The 17090-nt window shown below is 54.1% G+C and carries 15 protein-coding genes; 13 read left to right on the top strand and 2 right to left on the bottom strand.

Going from position 1 to position 17090, the window contains the following annotated elements; all coding sequences use genetic code 11:
• The first annotated feature begins 78 nt into the window (after positions 1-78).
• A complete protein-coding gene (locus BTJ39_RS11275) occupies positions 79-1386 on the top strand; it encodes an MFS transporter (protein WP_078002794.1) in 1308 nt (435 codons plus the stop codon).
• 58 nt (positions 1387-1444) lie between these two features.
• On the opposite strand, the gene BTJ39_RS11270 is transcribed toward BTJ39_RS11275, so the two are convergent.
• Complete coding sequence (locus tag BTJ39_RS11270) at positions 1445-2020, bottom strand: acetate uptake transporter (protein WP_078002793.1); 576 nt, start codon at positions 2018-2020, stop codon at positions 1445-1447.
• 304 nt (positions 2021-2324) lie between these two features.
• On the opposite strand from BTJ39_RS11270, the gene dnaK reads away from it, so the two are divergent.
• From dnaK to nhaA, 5 genes are all read left to right on the top strand, one after another.
• Complete coding sequence (dnaK, locus tag BTJ39_RS11260) at positions 2325-4244, top strand: molecular chaperone DnaK (protein WP_078002791.1); 1920 nt, start codon at positions 2325-2327, stop codon at positions 4242-4244.
• Between the two features lie 110 nt (positions 4245-4354).
• Complete coding sequence (dnaJ, locus tag BTJ39_RS11255; RefSeq protein ID WP_078002790.1) at positions 4355-5497, top strand: molecular chaperone DnaJ; 1143 nt, start codon at positions 4355-4357, stop codon at positions 5495-5497.
• Between the two features lie 503 nt (positions 5498-6000).
• Positions 6001-6159 carry a DUF5993 family protein gene (locus tag BTJ39_RS25155; RefSeq protein ID WP_096777724.1) on the top strand — a complete coding sequence of 53 codons (159 nt, stop codon included), beginning with the start codon at positions 6001-6003 and terminating at the stop codon, positions 6157-6159.
• A gap of 7 nt (positions 6160-6166) precedes the next feature.
• Positions 6167-6727: a disulfide bond formation protein B gene (locus BTJ39_RS11245; RefSeq protein ID WP_078002788.1), complete on the top strand. Its 561-nt coding sequence runs from the start codon at positions 6167-6169 to the stop codon at positions 6725-6727.
• Positions 6728-6849: 122 nt separating this feature from the next.
• Complete coding sequence (nhaA, locus tag BTJ39_RS11240; protein WP_078002787.1) at positions 6850-8028, top strand: Na+/H+ antiporter NhaA; 1179 nt, start codon at positions 6850-6852, stop codon at positions 8026-8028.
• 113 nt (positions 8029-8141) lie between these two features.
• On the opposite strand, the gene rpsT is transcribed toward nhaA, so the two are convergent.
• On the bottom strand, positions 8142-8405 hold the full coding sequence (gene rpsT / locus BTJ39_RS11235; RefSeq protein ID WP_078002786.1) for a 30S ribosomal protein S20: 264 nt from the start codon (positions 8403-8405) through the stop codon (positions 8142-8144).
• A 317-nt stretch (positions 8406-8722) separates the two neighbouring features.
• Between rpsT and ribF the strand changes: the two genes are divergently transcribed.
• From ribF to carA, 7 genes are all read left to right on the top strand, one after another.
• Entirely contained in the window at positions 8723-9661 is a 939-nt protein-coding gene (ribF, locus tag BTJ39_RS11230) for a bifunctional riboflavin kinase/FAD synthetase (RefSeq protein WP_078002785.1), read from the top strand.
• Between the two features lie 30 nt (positions 9662-9691).
• Complete coding sequence (ileS, locus tag BTJ39_RS11225; RefSeq protein ID WP_078002784.1) at positions 9692-12508, top strand: isoleucine--tRNA ligase; 2817 nt, start codon at positions 9692-9694, stop codon at positions 12506-12508.
• Complete coding sequence (gene lspA / locus BTJ39_RS11220) at positions 12508-13014, top strand: signal peptidase II (RefSeq protein ID WP_176110294.1); 507 nt, start codon at positions 12508-12510, stop codon at positions 13012-13014. The genes ileS and lspA overlap by 1 nt, the downstream gene beginning before the upstream one ends.
• 3 nt (positions 13015-13017) lie before the next feature.
• Positions 13018-13488: an FKBP-type peptidyl-prolyl cis-trans isomerase gene (gene fkpB / locus BTJ39_RS11215; protein WP_078002782.1), complete on the top strand. Its 471-nt coding sequence runs from the start codon at positions 13018-13020 to the stop codon at positions 13486-13488.
• Positions 13469-14422, top strand: coding sequence for a 4-hydroxy-3-methylbut-2-enyl diphosphate reductase (ispH, locus tag BTJ39_RS11210; RefSeq protein WP_078002781.1), 954 nt, complete (start codon positions 13469-13471; stop codon positions 14420-14422). The genes fkpB and ispH overlap by 20 nt, the downstream gene beginning before the upstream one ends.
• A 220-nt stretch (positions 14423-14642) precedes the next feature.
• Positions 14643-15464, top strand: coding sequence for a 4-hydroxy-tetrahydrodipicolinate reductase (dapB, locus tag BTJ39_RS11205; protein WP_078002780.1), 822 nt, complete (start codon positions 14643-14645; stop codon positions 15462-15464).
• A 465-nt stretch (positions 15465-15929) separates the two neighbouring features.
• The gene (carA, locus tag BTJ39_RS11200; protein ID WP_078002779.1) at positions 15930-17078 is read left to right on the top strand and encodes a glutamine-hydrolyzing carbamoyl-phosphate synthase small subunit; all 1149 of its coding nucleotides are present in this window, start codon (positions 15930-15932) and stop codon (positions 17076-17078) included.
• The last annotated feature ends 12 nt before the right edge of the window (positions 17079-17090 follow it).

Here is a 17090-nt window from a genome sequence, read left to right as displayed (position 1 = left end):
GTAAGAAAATTGACGTTATAGTAAGCTCTCCTTTACAGCCCTGACGTCAATTTTTTAGTTTCTGGATAAATGCCCGCTATGCAGCCTGAATATACCCGCCGTCTGAATCTGCAGGATTACAAAACCCTTTCGCTGGCTGCGCTTGGCGGCGCGCTGGAATTTTACGATTTCATCATTTTCATTTTCTTTGCCAACGTTATTGGTCAACTGTTTTTCCCGGCGGATATTCCGGACTGGCTGCGTCAGGTGCAAACCTTTGGCATTTTCGCCGCTGGCTATCTGGCCCGGCCTTTAGGCGGCCTGATTATGGCGCACTTCGGCGACAGTCAAGGGCGCAAGAAAATGTTTAATCTCAGCATCCTGCTGATGGCGCTGCCGACGCTGGCTATGGGAATGCTGCCAGACTATGCCACCCTGGGCATCGCTGCGCCTTTGCTGCTTCTGCTGTTGCGTATATTGCAGGGCGCGGCGATTGGCGGCGAGGTGCCGGGAGCCTGGGTGTTCGTGGCCGAGCACGTGCCGGAAAAACGCATCGGCTTCGCCTGCGGCACGCTGACCGCCGGACTGACGGCTGGCATTCTGCTGGGATCGGTGGTGGCGACGATAATCAATACGCACCTCACCCCGCAGCAGATGAGCTCATGGGGCTGGCGCCTTCCCTTTTTTCTCGGCGGTGCATTCGGGCTGGGCGCCATGTATCTGCGGCGCTGGCTGCATGAAACGCCGGTGTTCCAGCAGATGAAACAGCAAAAAACGCTGTCGGCGCAGCTGCCGTTAAAGGCGGTTATTATTGACCATCAGCGCAGCGTTATTATTTCAATGCTGCTGACCTGGCTGCTTTCTGCCTGCATCGTGGTGGTACTTTTAATGGCCCCGGCGCTATTGCAAAAGCTCTATGCTTTACCGCCGGCGGTGACGCTGAAGGCCAATACGCTGGCGACCATTACGCTGCTGGCCGGCTGTATCATTTCTGGCTCATTAGTCGATCGCTTTGGCGCGCCTAAGGTGCTGATTGTCGGCAGCGTGCTGCTGGCTGCGGGTAGCTGGGGATTCTTTCAGACCGCCGCACTGCAACCCGCCTGGATTTATCCAGCCTACGGATTCGCCGGGCTGACCGTTGGGGTGGTAGGCGTCGTGCCTTTTATTATGGTGCGCCAGTTCCCTGCTGCCGTGCGTTTTACCGGCATTTCGTTTTCTTATAATGTCGCCTACGCCATTTTTGGCGGACTGACGCCGATGGCCGTCAGCCTGATGATGAGCGTGACGCCGATGGCGCCCGCTTACTACGTTTTAGCCCTGTCGGTGCTTGGACTGGCGCTCGGCATTTATCTCCAGCGGGCAGCCAACAGCGAAACGCTGGCCGGTCGGCTTGATATCGCTGGCTAAAAAAAGCCCCGCAGAAGGCGCCTGCGGGGCGTCATTTTTCATCGCTAAACGCACAGTGCTATCTGGCCGTTTCAGCCTCGCCGAGTGGCAGCGCTCTGCGGCCCCACTGTTCATTAATCACTTCGGCCATGGCCAGATAAATGGCGCTGGCGCCGCAGAGTATTCCTTCAAAACCGGCGAACCGGATGACCGCCGCACTGCCGCTAATATTACCGTATGCCAGCAGGGCAAACAGCAGCGTCAGGCTGGCAAAAACAAAGCGCAACGCGTAGCTGGAAAACAGCGTACCCAGGAACATAAACAGGGTAAACACTCCCCATAAAGCCAGATAGATACCCATTACAACGGGACCGCTCGGTGCTGCCCATCCCAGCTGCGGCAGCACTAAAATAGCCACCAGGCTCAGCCAGAAGCAGCCATAGGACATAAAGGCCGTCAGGCCGAAGGTATTACCTTTCTTGTATTCGAGCAGGCCAGCGATCACCTGGGCAAGACCGCCAAAAATCAGCCCCATGCTGAGAATGACCGAGGTAAAAGGGATAAAGCCCGCGTTGTGTAAATTGAGTAAAACCGTGGTCATGCCAAAGCCCATCAGACCGACGGGGCCTGGATTGGCTAACTTCTGATCGTACATACTGCCTCTGGGATGTTAAAAAAGGCCATTTAATAACAGCCAACCTTAATGGCGCAGCAATAACCCTGGCTTTTCAGAGTGCGTGGCGGCGGGTAAAAAACAGGAAACTTTGGAAGGGCGGACGATAAAAGCGAAAATTTTTTGCCTTCCCCCCTTGATGCTGTCTAACGCGGCCCCATCTTATTTGGCATCTGAGGCGCTGAACCTTAAAAAAAGCCGGATGCAAGCGGTTGAAACCGCAAATTTAGCCCGCACTTATGGTTCATAACCTGATTAAAACCGAATTTCAGTAGGAGATGTTTAGATGGGTAAGATTATTGGTATTGACCTGGGTACGACCAACTCTTGTGTTGCAATTATGGACGGCGCGAAAGCGCGCGTGCTGGAAAACGCCGAGGGCGACCGCACCACGCCTTCAATTATTGCTTACACCCAGGACGGTGAAACGCTGGTTGGTCAGCCTGCTAAACGTCAGGCCGTGACCAACCCTCAGAACACGCTGTTTGCGATTAAGCGCCTGATCGGCCGCCGCTTCCAGGATGAAGAAGTGCAGCGTGATATTAAAATCATGCCGTACAAAATTACCCAGGCCGATAACGGCGATGCCTGGCTGGACGTTAAAGGCCAGAAAATGGCGCCGCCGCAGATTTCTGCCGAAGTGCTGAAAAAGATGAAGAAAACGGCGGAAGATTATCTGGGCGAAGCCGTTACCGAAGCGGTCATTACCGTACCTGCCTATTTTAACGATGCGCAGCGTCAGGCTACCAAAGACGCGGGCCGTATCGCCGGTCTGGACGTAAAACGCATTATTAACGAACCAACCGCAGCGGCGCTGGCTTACGGTCTGGATAAAGGCCAGGGCAACCGCACTATCGCGGTATATGACCTGGGCGGCGGTACCTTTGATATTTCCATCATCGAAATCGATGAAGTGGAAGGTGAGAAAACCTTCGAAGTGCTGGCAACCAACGGTGATACTCACCTGGGTGGTGAAGACTTCGACAGCCGTCTGATCAACTATCTGGTTGCCGAGTTCAAAAAAGATCAGGGCATCGATCTGCACAACGATCCGCTGGCAATGCAGCGTCTGAAAGAAGCGGCAGAGAAAGCCAAAATCGAGCTGTCTTCCGCTCAGCAGACTGACGTTAACCTGCCGTACATCACGGCTGATGCCACCGGTCCTAAGCACCTGAACATTAAAGTAACTCGCGCTAAGCTGGAATCGCTGGTTGAAGATCTGGTTACCCGTTCTATTGAACCGCTGAAAGTGGCGCTGCAGGACGCCGGTCTGTCAGTTTCCGATATCAACGATATCATCCTGGTCGGTGGTCAGACGCGTATGCCGATGGTTCAGGCCAAGGTCGCTGATTTCTTCGGTAAAGAGCCGCGTAAAGACGTTAATCCGGACGAAGCTGTGGCTGTCGGCGCGGCGGTTCAGGGCGGCGTGCTGGCCGGCGACGTTAAAGATGTGCTGCTGCTGGACGTGACTCCGCTGTCGCTGGGTATTGAAACCATGGGCGGCGTGATGACCGCGCTGATCGGCAAGAACACCACCATTCCGACTAAGCACAGTCAGGTGTTCTCAACGGCGGAAGATAATCAGTCGGCGGTAACAATCCACGTCGTGCAGGGTGAGCGTAAACGTTCTGCTGATAACAAGTCTCTGGGTCAGTTTAACCTCGATGGCATTCAGTCAGCACCGCGCGGAATGCCGCAGATCGAAGTTACTTTCGATATTGACGCCGATGGCATCCTGCACGTATCCGCGAAGGATAAGAATAGCGGGAAAGAGCAGAAAATCACCATTAAAGCCTCTTCCGGTCTGAGCGATGACGAAGTGGAAAAAATGGTGCGTGACGCCGAGGCTAACGCTGAGTCTGACCGCAAGTTTGAGGAGCTGGTTCAGGTTCGTAACCAGGGCGATCAGCTGTCGCACAGCACCCGTAAACAGCTGGACGAAGCGGGCGACAAACTGCCGGCTGATGACAAAGCTGCTATCGAAACGGCGCTCAACGCGCTTAACAGCGCGCTGAAGGGTGAAGATAAAGCGGATATTGAAGCGAAGATCCAGGCGCTGGTAGAGGCTTCCGGCAAACTGATGGAATTTGCTCAGCAGCAGGCTCAGGCGGGCGCGGCAGAAGCCGGTGCCGGGGCAGACGCTTCGAAGCAGGAAGACGATGTCGTTGACGCCGAGTTTGAAGAAGTCAAAGACAACAAAAAATAATGGCCCTTAAGCGGGCGCAGGTTCTCCCTGGCGGGGGAGTCTGATAACCAGCACGGGCGTCGGAGTCACCTCCACGCCCGTGCGCGCATGTTAAGGGGGCGGAAAGAATAATGGCGAAACAAGACTACTACGAGATTTTGGGCGTTGCGAAGTCTGCAGATGAGAAGGAAATCAAAAAGGCCTATAAGCGCCTGGCGATGAAGTTTCATCCGGACCGCAACCCCGGAGACAAGGAAGCCGAAAATAAATTTAAAGAGATCAAAGAAGCCTATGAGATCCTGACCGATGCGCAAAAGCGTGCGGCTTACGACCAGTATGGTCACGCAGCTTTTGAACAGGGCGGCATGGGCGGCGGCGGTTTCGGCGGCTTTGGCGGCGGCGGCGGTGCCGATTTCAGCGATATCTTTGGCGACGTATTTGGCGACATTTTTGGCGGGGGACGCCGTCAGCGTGCCGCGCGCGGCGCCGATTTACGCTATAACATGGAGCTGACGCTGGAAGAAGCGGTACGCGGCGTGACCAAAGAGATCCGCATACCCACCCTGCAGGAATGCGATGTTTGCCACGGCAGCGGCGCGAAAGCAGGTACCAAACCGCAAACCTGTCCGACCTGTCACGGCGCAGGTCAGGTGCAGATGCGTCAGGGTTTCTTCACCGTACAGCAAGCCTGTCCGACCTGCCACGGCCGCGGTTCGGTAATTAAGGATCCCTGCAACGCTTGTCACGGCCACGGCCGGGTTGAGCGTTCAAAAACCCTGTCAGTGAAAATTCCTGCCGGTGTGGATACCGGTGACCGCATTCGCCTGACCGGCGAAGGGGAAGCTGGCGAACAGGGCGCTCCGGCGGGCGATCTGTACGTTCAGGTTTCGGTGAAAAAACACCCCATCTTTGAGCGTGAAGATAATAACCTGTACTGTGAAGTGCCGATCAACTTTGCCATGGCAGCGCTGGGTGGTGAAATTGAAGTGCCGACGCTGGATGGCCGCGTGAAGCTGAAAGTGCCGGCAGAAACCCAAACGGGCAAGCTATTCCGCATGCGTGGTAAAGGGGTTAAATCGGTACGCGGCGGCGGCGTGGGTGATTTACTTTGTCGCGTGGTGGTGGAAACGCCGGTGGGTCTGAATGACCGACAGAAAGCGCTGCTACAGGAGCTGCGTGAAAGCTTCGGCGGGCCAACGGGTGAAAATAACAGTCCGCGCTCGAAAAGCTTTTTTGACGGCGTGAAGAAGTTCTTTGATGACCTGACGCGCTGAGCGCATCCGCCTGAAAAGATGAAACGGGAGCCTTGAGCTCCCGTTTTTTATCCCGGCAGATAGTTGCTAATTATTCCTGATGCCGCCCGTTCTGACTACGATATCTTCTTTCACGCGCATTTTGTCACGTAGTCCTGCGCCAGGTTGCTGCGTTAAGTTTATTCAGATGCCAGGTGCAAGAAGAAAAATTTTCTCCTGAATTGCGAAATTGATAAAAAATACAGCAAGTTTTCCTCTTGCTGAAAAGGTAATCTTTTCGGTACACAGGAGAGCACTATGCAAAGAATTGCAACCTTAACGTTAAAACAGAATTTATGGCCATGCTATTTATGCAGCTCTGCTGTTTCTCCCGTCACTGGCCTCAGGAATACCCCATATTCTCACTCATTCTGAACCAGTCCCATCCGTGAATAAGCCTGCTGATCAAGGCAATCTGGATGTTGCCTTTATTATTCATTTTTCCAGTCGTTCATTACTCAGCTTTTAACATTCTGGAGTTCATTATGTATATGTTTTTGCCATTTCTAATTGCGCTAACCACCGCGTTGAGTGCGTTGCTGGGAAAGAAACGCGTCAGTTATTTTCTTTGGTGGGTGTTGCTGGTAGTCACGATCCTGAGTTTTATCCATCATTCCACAGACTCTCTTAACCTGTCTTTTTGAGGTGTTTATGAATCACTTAGAAAAAAATTCTCAGGGCCTTGTGCTGCTGAATGCAGCGGGGCTTACGGCCGTATCCATCGTTTTAATCGTGGCTTTCTATTACCAGTTAGCAAAAGCGGAGTTGCCCTGCCCACTCTGTCTGTTGCAGAGGGTAGGGCTTATCATTGCCGGGATGGGCTTTTTGTTTAACGTCAAGCTGGGGCTGAGGAAATCACATTATGCATTAATGGTTATTGGTTGCATCATTACGGGCGTTATTGCCGTCAGGCAGGTTCTGCTACATATTCTGCCTGGTGATACAGGATATGGTTCAGCACTCTTTGGCGTGCACTTTTATACATGGTCTTTAATTACTTCGGTGGCGCTACTGGGGTTCGTGGCGCTGATATTACTGTTATCCGACCGGACCTGGAAAATGAGGCGTTTTACTGGCGCTTCACAGCTAATAAATATCTTATCAATAATATTTGTGCTTCTTATTGCAGCTAATCTGATTTCTACATTTCTTGAATGTGGAGCCGGGCAGTGTGCGGATAACCCCACGTTATATGAACTGTTGGCAAAATAATTTTGCATAACCAACCCGTTTCGCCAGGATAACGCGCAGAAGCTACGTTCTGCAAAGCTGCTTTTAACCGGCGAGACCTGCGGTTAAACTTCAGGGCGCAATTATCCGTCTCAGGAGGAGCAGTGACCAACAAACGAACTTTCCGCCATTTAATCAGGGCGTTTATCGACAGCGACGCCAGTAATGGCATTGTGCTGATCGCGGCGGCGCTGGCGGCTATTATCCTGGCCAATAACGACGCGACGGCACTGGGCTATCAGGCGCTGCTGGCGCAACCGGTACAGATTCGTTTTGCCGCGCTGGACATCAGTAAGGATCTCCTGCTGTGGATTAATGATGCGTTGATGGCGCTGTTTTTTCTGCTTATCGGGCTGGAAGTTAAACGCGAGCTGCTGGTCGGAGAACTGGCAAGCCGCAGCCGGGCTGTTTTCCCCTTAATCGCCGCACTGGGCGGTATGGTGGTCCCCGGGCTGATTTTTTTTGCGCTTAATCACGCCGATCCCATCGCGCGTAACGGGTGGGCTATTCCAACCGCCACCGATATCGCGTTTGCGCTGGGGGTACTGGCGCTGCTGGGCAGTCGGGTTCCCCCAGCGCTAAAGGTTTTTTTAATGGCGCTGGCGATCATCGACGATCTGGGTGCGATTATCATTATTGCATTGTTTTATACCAACCACCTGTCGCTGCTGTCGCTCAGCGTGGCGGCGGCGGCGATTGTCGTGCTGGTGCTGCTTAATCTGTTCAACGTGCGTAATATTGCCATTTATATGCTGGTGGGGCTCGTCCTGTGGACGGCGGTGCTTAAATCGGGTGTTCATGCCACTCTGGCGGGCGTCGTTATTGGGTTCTGCGTGCCGCTGGCGGAAAAAGACGGACATTCGCCGGCTGAACACCTCGCCCATGGCCTGATGCCCTGGGTTAACTGGCTGATATTACCGCTTTTCGCCTTTGCTAACGCCGGTATTACGCTGGCGGGTATCAGCTTCTCCGATACGCTGTCGCCTGAGCCACTGGGGATCATTCTCGGTCTGTTGGTGGGGAAACCGCTGGGGATCACTCTCTTTTGCTGGCTGGCCGTCAGGCTGCGGCTGGCGACGTTTCCCGCAGGAACCCGTCTGCGCGATATTGCCGCAATCGGCGTGCTGTGCGGTATCGGCTTTACCATGTCGATTTTTATCAGCTCGCTGGCATTTGATAGCGCCCATCAGCAGCTGGTGACCTTCTCCAAACTGGGTATTCTTAGCGGTTCGGTACTTTCAGCGCTGATAGGGTATATGCTGCTGCGTGTGAAGCTCAGATAGCCACTGGCCGGGCGCGTTTGCGCCCGCTACAGGCGGCGCGTGCCGTAAAGTAAAGGCAATAAAAAAGCCGACGCGATGCGTCGGCTTTTCAAAGCGGATGATCGAACCGGCGATTAAGCCAGTTTGTTGATCTGTGCAGTCAGGCTAGCTTTATGACGTGCTGCTTTGTTTTTGTGGATCAGACCTTTAGCAGCCTGACGGTCCACGATCGGTTGCATGTCGTTAAATGCTTTCTGTGCTGCTTCTTTATCGCCAGTGGCGATCGCCGCGTGTACTTTCTTGATGAAAGTACGCATCATGGAACGGCGGCTTGCGTTATGCTTGCGACGTTTTTCTGACGTTACGACGCGTTTCTTAGCTGATTTGATATTAGCCAAGGTCCAACTCCCAAATGTGTTCTATTAGGACAAATCAAAGGCCGAGGACTATGCCTTTTCGGACTTCTGTTGTCAATGGATTTGTGCAAATAAGCGCCGTTTTAACCACGACGCTTGATTACGGATTTGATGGCGCAAGATTCTACCAGCTTCCCCGCGACGAATACAGCAGTAAACGTAAAAAAGGACAGAAATACGCCAGCAGGGCGGCTGCCAGATGAAATGGCGCCAGAAACAGGAGAAAGGGGGCATTAGCGGGTTAACCTTCATCGCTGTACAAGGTATAATCCGCCGATTTCCATACTGTTGGGTCAGCCATGAAGTTTATCCGCGGCATACATAATCTGAATGAGCAGCATCGCGGGTGCGTGCTGACCATCGGCAATTTCGATGGCGTACACCGTGGCCACCAGGCGCTGCTTGCCCGCTTGTGCGAAGAAGGGCGAAAACGTCAGCTACCGGTTATGGTTATGCTATTCGAACCTCAGCCGATGGAGCTGTTCTCGCCGGAAAGCGCGCCTGCGCGGCTGACGCGGCTGCGTGAAAAGGTGCGTTATCTGGCAGAGGCCGGCGTTGACGCAGTACTTTGCCTGCGCTTTGACCGCAAATTTGCCGCTCACTCCGCCGAAAGCTTTATCACTGATTTACTGGTCAACAAGCTGGACGTTCGTTTTTTGGCGGTAGGCGATGACTTCCGCTTCGGCGCAGAACGTAAAGGTGATTTCGCATTGTTGCAGCAGGCCGGCGGCCGCTATGGTTTTGACGTTATCAGCACGCGTACGTTTTGCGACAACGGCGTGCGTATCAGCAGCACCGCTGTGCGCCAGGCGCTGGCGGACGATAAGCTGGATCTGGCGGCGTCGCTGTTGGGCCATCCGTTTAGCATCTCCGGTCGCGTCGTCCATGGCGATGCGCTCGGACGTACGATTGGTTTCCCCACCGCCAACATTCCCCTGCGCCGCACGGTGTCGCCGGTGCGCGGCGTTTATGCCGTGGAAGTGTATGGCCTGGGTGATAAGCCGCTGCCTGGCGTAGCGAATATTGGCAACCGGCCCACGGTCGGCGGCGTACGTCAACAGCTTGAAGTGCATCTGTTTGACGTTGAAATGAATCTGTATGGCCGCCATATTGATGTGGTGTTAAAAGAGAAAATACGTAATGAGCAGCGCTTTGAATCCTTCGGGGCGTTGAAGCAGCAAATTGCTAAAGATGTGGTGACCGCCCGCCGATTTTTTGGGCTGAAAACACCGGTTTAAACAGAACCGAAATACGGAATCGAGAATCTGATGAGTGACTATAAATCGACCCTGAATTTGCCTGAAACGGGGTTCCCAATGCGTGGCGATCTGGCCAAACGCGAACCGGGAATGCTGCAACGCTGGTATGATGACAACCTTTACGGCATCATTCGCGCGGCCAAAAAAGGGAAAAAAACCTTTATCCTGCACGACGGCCCTCCTTACGCGAACGGCAGTATTCATATTGGTCACTCAGTTAATAAGATTCTGAAAGATATTATCGTCAAGTCTAAAGGCATGGCGGGATTTGACTCGCCTTACGTGCCGGGCTGGGACTGCCATGGTCTGCCTATTGAGCACAAGGTCGAGCAGATGATCGGCAAGCCGGGCGAAAAAGTCAGCGCCGCCGAATTTCGTGAAGCCTGCCGTAAGTACGCAGCAGAGCAGGTTGAAGGCCAGAAAAAAGACTTTATCCGTCTCGGCGTGCTCGGCGACTGGGAACGTCCCTATCTGACGATGAACTTCCAGACGGAAGCCAACATCATTCGCGCGCTGGCGAAGATCATCGGCAATGGTCATTTGCACAAGGGCGCCAAGCCGGTTCACTGGTGCCTTGACTGCCGCTCTGCGCTGGCGGAAGCGGAAGTAGAATACTATGACAAAACGTCGCCTTCGATCGACGTCACCTTCGACGCCGCTGATAAAAGCGCGGTGCAGGCGAAATTCGGCGCCGCCGGGGTTACCGGACCGATTGATCTGGTTATCTGGACTACCACGCCGTGGACAATGCCGGCTAACCGCGCGATTTCCCTGCATCCTGAATTTGATTACCAGCTGGTGCAGATTCACGATCGGGCGCTGATTCTGGCGAAAGACCTGGTCGACAGCGTGATGGCGCGCGTCGGCATCAGTGAATGGACGGTGCTCGGCGAATGTAAAGGCGCCGCGCTGGAGCTGCAGCAGTTCCGCCATCCGTTCCTGGACCACCTGTCTCCCGTGGTGCTTGGCGAACACGTCACGCTGGAAGCCGGTACCGGCGCCGTGCACACCGCGCCGGGCCACGGTCCTGACGATTACGTTATCGGCCAGAAATACGGCATTGAAATCGCCAACCCGGTCGGCCCTGACGGCTGCTATCTGCCGGGCACCTACCCGACACTTGACGGCGTTAACGTATTTAAAGCCAACGATCTGGTGGTTGAGCTGTTAAAAGAAAAAGGCGCGCTGCTGCACGTGGAAAAAATGCTGCACAGCTATCCGCACTGCTGGCGCCACAAAACCCCGATCATCTTCCGCGCTACGCCGCAGTGGTTCGTCAGCATGGATCAGAAAGGGCTGCGCGCGCAGTCGCTGAAGGAAATTAAAGGCGTACAGTGGATCCCCGGCTGGGGCCAGGCGCGCATTGAGTCGATGGTGGCGAATCGCCCGGATTGGTGCATCTCCCGTCAGCGTACCTGGGGTGTGCCGATGGCGCTGTTCGTACATAAAGACACCGAGCAGCTGCATCCTGATACCCTGGCGCTGATGGAAAAAGTCGCGCAGCGCGTTGAGCAGGATGGCATTCAGGCATGGTGGGATCTCGATGCGCACGAGCTGATGGGCGATGAGGCTGATAGCTACGTAAAAGTACCGGATACGCTCGACGTCTGGTTTGATTCCGGCTCCACCAGTTTTTCCGTGGTGGATAACCGTCCTGAGTTTGAAGGCCATCAGCCGGATATGTATCTGGAAGGCTCGGATCAGCACCGCGGCTGGTTTATGTCGTCGCTGATGATTGGCGTGGCGATGAAAAACAAAGCGCCATACCGCCAGGTTCTGACGCACGGCTTCACCGTCGATGGTCAGGGCCGCAAGATGTCAAAATCCATCGGCAACACCGTCGCGCCGCAGGACGTGATGGATAAGCTGGGGGCGGATATTCTGCGCCTGTGGGTCGCCTCAACCGATTACTCCGGTGAGATGGCGGTTTCCGATGAGATCCTCAAACGATCGGCGGATGCCTATCGTCGTATTCGTAATACCGCGCGCTTCCTGCTGGCGAACCTTGCCGGCTTTAATCCGGAAACCGACCTGGTGAAGCCGGAAGAGATGGTGGTGGTCGATCGCTGGGCCGTTGGCCGGGCGCAAGCGGCGCAGCAGGATATCATTGCCTCCTATGCCAGCTACGACTTCCATGAGGTCATTCAGCGTCTGATGCAGTTCTGCTCGATAGAAATGGGCTCTTTCTATCTGGATATCATTAAGGACCGCCAGTACACCGCGAAAAGCGACGGCGTTGCGCGGCGCAGCTGCCAGACGGCACTGTGGTATATCGTGGAAGCGCTGGTGCGCTGGATGGCGCCGATTCTTTCTTTCACCGCCGATGAAATCTGGAGCTATTTGCCCGGCAAGCGCGCACAGTATGTGTTTACCGAGGAGTGGTTCGATGGCCTGTTCGGCCTGGCGGATAACGAGCCGATGAACGATACGTTCTGGGCAGACCTGCTCAGCGTGCGCGGCGAAGTCAATAAGGTGCTGGAGCAGGCGCGTAACGATAAGCGTATCGGCGGCGCGCTGGAAGCGGCGGTCACTCTGTATGCTGATCACGCGCTGGCGGCCAAACTGACCAGCCTCGGCAACGAGCTGCGCTTTGTGCTGCTGACCTCTGGCGCGCAGGTAGCGGACTTCGCCCTGGCGCCGGAAGAAGCGCAGCAGAGCGAACAGCTAAAAGGGCTGAAGATCGCGCTGCATAAAGCTGAAGGTAGTAAGTGTCCGCGCTGCTGGCACTATACTAATGATGTCGGTCAGGATGCTGAGCATCCTGAACTTTGTGGCCGCTGTGTCACCAACGTAGCCGGTAACGGTGAAGAGCGTAAGTTTGCCTGATGAGTAAGCCTTTATTATCAACCGGATTACGCTGGCTGTGGCTGGTGGTGGTAGTGATTGGCGTTGATTTCGCCAGCAAACAGTGGGTGATTAACCACATGATGCTGCATGAGACGCTGCCGGTCATTCCGTTTTTTAACCTGTTTTATGCTCACAATTACGGTGCGGCGTTTAGCTTTCTCGCCGACAAAGGCGGCTGGCAGCGCTGGTTCTTTGCCGGTATTGCTATCGCAATCGTGGTGTCGCTGCTGGTAATCATGTACCGCACGGCGGCGGCGAAGAGGCTGAACAACATCGCCTACGCGCTGATTATCGGCGGCGCGCTGGGCAACCTGTTTGACCGGGCATATCACGGATTTGTCGTCGATTTTATCGACTTCTACGTCGGAGAGTGGCACTTCGCGACCTTCAATATTGCCGACTGTGCTATCTGTATCGGTGCGTCGCTGATCGTACTGGAAGGATTTGCCACGCCGTCCGGCAAACAGACGAGTGATAAAGGTTAGGTTATGTCTGATTCTGTGCAGCGTGACAGCGCGGTGCTTGTACATTTCGTGTTGAAGCTGGAAGATGGCTCCACCGCCGAGTCAACGCGCAATAACGGCAAGCCGGCGCTGTTTCGCCTGGGCGACGGCAGCCTTTCCGATGGACTGGAAGCGCAGCTGGTTGGGCTGCGCGTCGGCGATAAAACAAGCTTTCCTCTGGCGCCCGATGCGGCTTTCGGGCAGACCAGCCCCGATCTGATTCAGTATTTCTCGCGGCGTGATTTTGTTGCCGCTGGCGAACCTGAGATCGGCGCGATTATGCTATTTACTGCGATGGATGGCAGTGAAATGCCCGGTGTAATTCGCGAAATTTCCGGTGACTCGATCACCGTAGATTTTAATCATCCGCTGTCCGGGCAGACGGTTCATTTTGAGGTCGAGGTGCTGGAAATAGACCCCGACCTGGAGGCTCCTGATGCGAATACTGTTAGCTAATCCGCGCGGCTTTTGCGCCGGTGTGGATCGTGCCATCAGCATCGTTGAGCGCGCGCTGGAAATGTACGGTGCGCCGATCTATGTACGCCATGAGGTGGTGCATAACCGCTATGTAGTTAACAGCCTGCGTGAACGGGGCGCGGTTTTTATTGAGCAAATTTCAGAAGTGCCAGACGGCGCGATCCTGATTTTTTCCGCGCACGGCGTTTCACAGGCGGTGCGCGCGGAAGCCAAAGCGCGTCATCTGACGATGCTGTTTGACGCCACCTGTCCTTTGGTTACCAAAGTGCATATGGAAGTGGCGCGCGCCAGCCGTAAAGGCGTGGAAGCGATTCTCATCGGCCATGCCGGGCATCCGGAAGTGGAAGGTACCATGGGGCAGTACAATAATACTGCTGGTGGAATGTACCTGGTGGAATCACCGGCAGACGTATGGAAGCTACAGGTTAAAGATGAAAATAACCTGTGTTTTATGACTCAGACCACGCTCTCCGTTGACGACACTTACGATGTTATTGATGCGCTGCGCGAACGCTTTCCTAAAATTATCGGCCCGCGTAAAGATGACATCTGTTATGCCACGACGAATCGCCAGGAAGCGGTGCGTCATCTTTCTGCTGAAGCGCAGGTGGTGCTGGTCGTGGGTTCTAAAAACTCTTCAAATTCTAATCGACTGGCTGAGCTGGCGCAGCGCGCCGGCAAGCTGGCAAAGCTGATTGATTCCGCTGATGACATTCAGGAAGAGTGGGTCAAAGGCGTGGAATGTATTGGCGTCACCGCCGGTGCTTCAGCGCCGGATGTTCTGGTCCAGCAGGTGATTCAGCGCTTGCGCGAGCTGGGCGGTGAGCCCGCGATCGAGCTGATTGGCCGCGAAGAAAGCATCGTCTTCGAAGTACCTAAAGAACTGCGCGTTGAGGTGCGTCAGGTCGTATAACGGCCTGTCCATCCGATCTCCAAACCCCCGGTGACGGCACTTGCCAGCGCCGGGGGTTATCTTTTTTGCCATTACATTTCCCATACAAAATTTGTTTTACTGATAATACCTTTCACTTTCGCTGAAATTCTTATTATGCGAGTTTAAAGGTGGCACAGGTAACGCAGCGCCGTTAACCTGAAGTGGTAACAGCAGATAACGTTTGCAGGAATAAATAGTTATGAGTGAAGCACAGGTTCGCCTTGCCATTGTTGGGGCGTCGGGGCGCATGGGACGTCAGCTTATTGCCGCCAGTCATCAAATGGCTGGCGTTACGCTTGGTGCCGCGCTGGTGCGTGAAGGATCGACCTTGCTCGGTTCCGATGCCGGTGAGCTGGCGGGTATTGGCGCCATCGGCATCAAGCTACAGCACAATCTGGAAGCGGTGGTCGATGATTTTGACGTACTGATCGATTTTACCCGTCCTGAAGCCTCGCTGGGCTATCTGGATTTTTGCCGACGCCATCATAAGGCGATAGTTATCGGCACCACCGGGTTTGACGAGGCAGGGCGTGCTGCCATCGAGCGGGCGGCGGGCGAAACTGCAGTGGTCTTTGCCGCTAACTTCAGCGTAGGCGTTAACCTGGTACTGAAGCTGCTGGAAAAAGCGGCCAAAGTAATGGGCGACTACTGCGATATTGAAATTGTTGAAGCGCACCACCGCCATAAGGTGGATGCGCCATCCGGTACCGCGCTGGCAATGGGAGAGGCCATTGCAGCGGCAATGGACTGGAAGCTCAGCGAACATGCGGTTTATGCCCGCGAAGGGCATACCGGCGAACGTCCGGCGAGCGCGATTGGCTTTGCCACGGTACGCGCTGGCGACATCGTTGGTGAACACACGGCAATGTTTGCAGATATTGGCGAGCGGGTCGAGATTACTCACAAGGCTTCAAGCCGGATGACGTTCGCAAATGGCGCGGTAAAGGCTGCAATCTGGTTGAGTGGTCGTAAATCTGGTGTTTACGATATGAAAAGCGTGCTTAATTTGGATGATTTATAGTTTTTATTACCATTGTGATGTGGTTATTTCAATCGTAATTTACTGATTGGCAGGGCAATAATGTTATTGCCCTTTTTGTTTTTTATATAATCACAAGCTTAATTTAATTTTCAATCTATTACTCTTTTTTTTACCTTTATTTGGCTGAAAGTCTGGTGGTTGAATGCTGTTTTTGACCATTTGGTCCACTTTTTTTCCTTGCTTACCCACTGTTATGAATAACTCACCCTTAAACGAGATTTTTCCTGCTATTAATGTGCTTTTTCAGGGCAAATGGCCGTTAAATGCACTCAGTGACATAAAAACATAAAAAAATCACCTTCTGATGTGGACAAGCTGGAGGGGGAACCGTAGAATGCGCGCAATTTGCCAAAAATTGACCGGTCAGGCGGTTTTTGCATTGATTAGCCTCTGACTATGAATTAATATGCAAATATATTGACTTTTTATTCTCCGGAGGACGTTTTGATTAAGTCAGCGCTATTGGTTCTGGAAGACGGAACCCAATTCCACGGTCGGGCCATTGGAGCAGAAGGGTCGGCAGTGGGGGAAGTCGTTTTCAACACCTCGATGACCGGTTATCAAGAAATCCTCACTGATCCCTCCTATTCCCGCCAGCTCGTTACTCTCACTTATCCCCATATTGGCAACGTCGGCACCAACGCCGCTGATGAAGAATCCTCACAGGTTCACGCGCAGGGACTGATAATTCGCGACCTGCCGTTGATTGCCAGCAATTTCCGCAATGAAGAAAGCCTGTCTGACTATCTCAAGCGCCATAACATCGTGGCGATTGCCGACATTGATACCCGTAAGCTGACGCGCTTGCTGCGTGAAAAGGGCGCGCAGAATGGCTGTATTATCGCCGGGGATAATCCGGACGACGCACTGGCACTGCAGAAGGCACAGGCCTTCCCCGGCCTGAAAGGGATGGACCTGGCGAAAGAGGTCTCGGTGGCGGCACCTTACAGCTGGCAGCAGGGGAGCTGGCAACTCGAAGGCGGTTTGCCGGAAGCGCAAACTGCCGCCGAACTGCCTTTTCATGTCGTGGCCTACGATTACGGCGCTAAGCGCAACATCCTGCGTATGCTGGTCGACCGCGGCTGCCGCCTGACGGTGGTTCCGGCACAGACGCCAGCCGACGAGGTGCTGAAAATGAACCCGGACGGCATCTTCCTCTCGAACGGCCCTGGCGATCCAGAGCCTTGCGAGTATGCCATCTCGGCGATTAAAACCTTTTTGACCACCGAGATACCGCTGTTTGGCATCTGTCTCGGTCATCAACTGCTGGCGCTAGCCAGCGGCGCGCGGACGGTAAAGATGAAGCTCGGCCATCACGGCGGTAACCACCCGGTAAAAGATCTGAATAACAGCACCGTCATGATCACTGCCCAAAACCACGGCTTCGCGGTTGATGAAAACGACCTGCCAGCGAATCTGCGCATCACCCATAAGTCGCTGTTTGACCATACGGTACAGGGCATTCATCGCACCGATAAGCCTGCTTTCAGCTTCCAGGGTCACCCGGAGGCGAGCCCGGGACCGCACGATGCCGCGCCGCTGTTCGACCATTTTATTGAGCTGATTAAAGCTTATCGTTCTACCGCCAGGTAACCAGGAGCTAAT

Origin of the sequence: Izhakiella australiensis (assembly GCF_002006995.1) — a bacterium.
Lineage (GTDB): Bacteria > Pseudomonadota > Gammaproteobacteria > Enterobacterales > Enterobacteriaceae > Izhakiella > Izhakiella australiensis.
The sequence above is the reverse complement of the archived record's forward strand: the minus strand, read 5'-3'. Positions and strand labels throughout refer to the sequence as shown.

Excerpts from the sequence above, each read along its gene's own strand:
- ribF (WP_078002785.1), top strand. The coding sequence starts at position 8,723 with ATGAAGTTTATCCGCGGCATACATAATCTGAATGAGCAGCATCGCGGG.
- BTJ39_RS11245 (WP_078002788.1), top strand. The coding sequence starts at position 6,167 with ATGAATCACTTAGAAAAAAATTCTCAGGGCCTTGTGCTGCTGAATGCA.
- ispH (WP_078002781.1), top strand. The coding sequence starts at position 13,469 with ATGCGAATACTGTTAGCTAATCCGCGCGGCTTTTGCGCCGGTGTGGAT.
- dnaJ (WP_078002790.1), top strand. The coding sequence starts at position 4,355 with ATGGCGAAACAAGACTACTACGAGATTTTGGGCGTTGCGAAGTCTGCA.
- dapB (WP_078002780.1), top strand. The coding sequence starts at position 14,643 with ATGAGTGAAGCACAGGTTCGCCTTGCCATTGTTGGGGCGTCGGGGCGC.
- fkpB (WP_078002782.1), top strand. The coding sequence starts at position 13,018 with ATGTCTGATTCTGTGCAGCGTGACAGCGCGGTGCTTGTACATTTCGTG.
- dnaK (WP_078002791.1), top strand. The coding sequence starts at position 2,325 with ATGGGTAAGATTATTGGTATTGACCTGGGTACGACCAACTCTTGTGTT.
- BTJ39_RS25155 (WP_096777724.1), top strand. The coding sequence starts at position 6,001 with ATGTATATGTTTTTGCCATTTCTAATTGCGCTAACCACCGCGTTGAGT.
- BTJ39_RS11270 (WP_078002793.1), bottom strand. The coding sequence starts at position 2,020 with ATGTACGATCAGAAGTTAGCCAATCCAGGCCCCGTCGGTCTGATGGGC.
- ileS (WP_078002784.1), top strand. The coding sequence starts at position 9,692 with ATGAGTGACTATAAATCGACCCTGAATTTGCCTGAAACGGGGTTCCCA.
- BTJ39_RS11275 (WP_078002794.1), top strand. The coding sequence starts at position 79 with ATGCAGCCTGAATATACCCGCCGTCTGAATCTGCAGGATTACAAAACC.
- lspA (WP_176110294.1), top strand. The coding sequence starts at position 12,508 with ATGAGTAAGCCTTTATTATCAACCGGATTACGCTGGCTGTGGCTGGTG.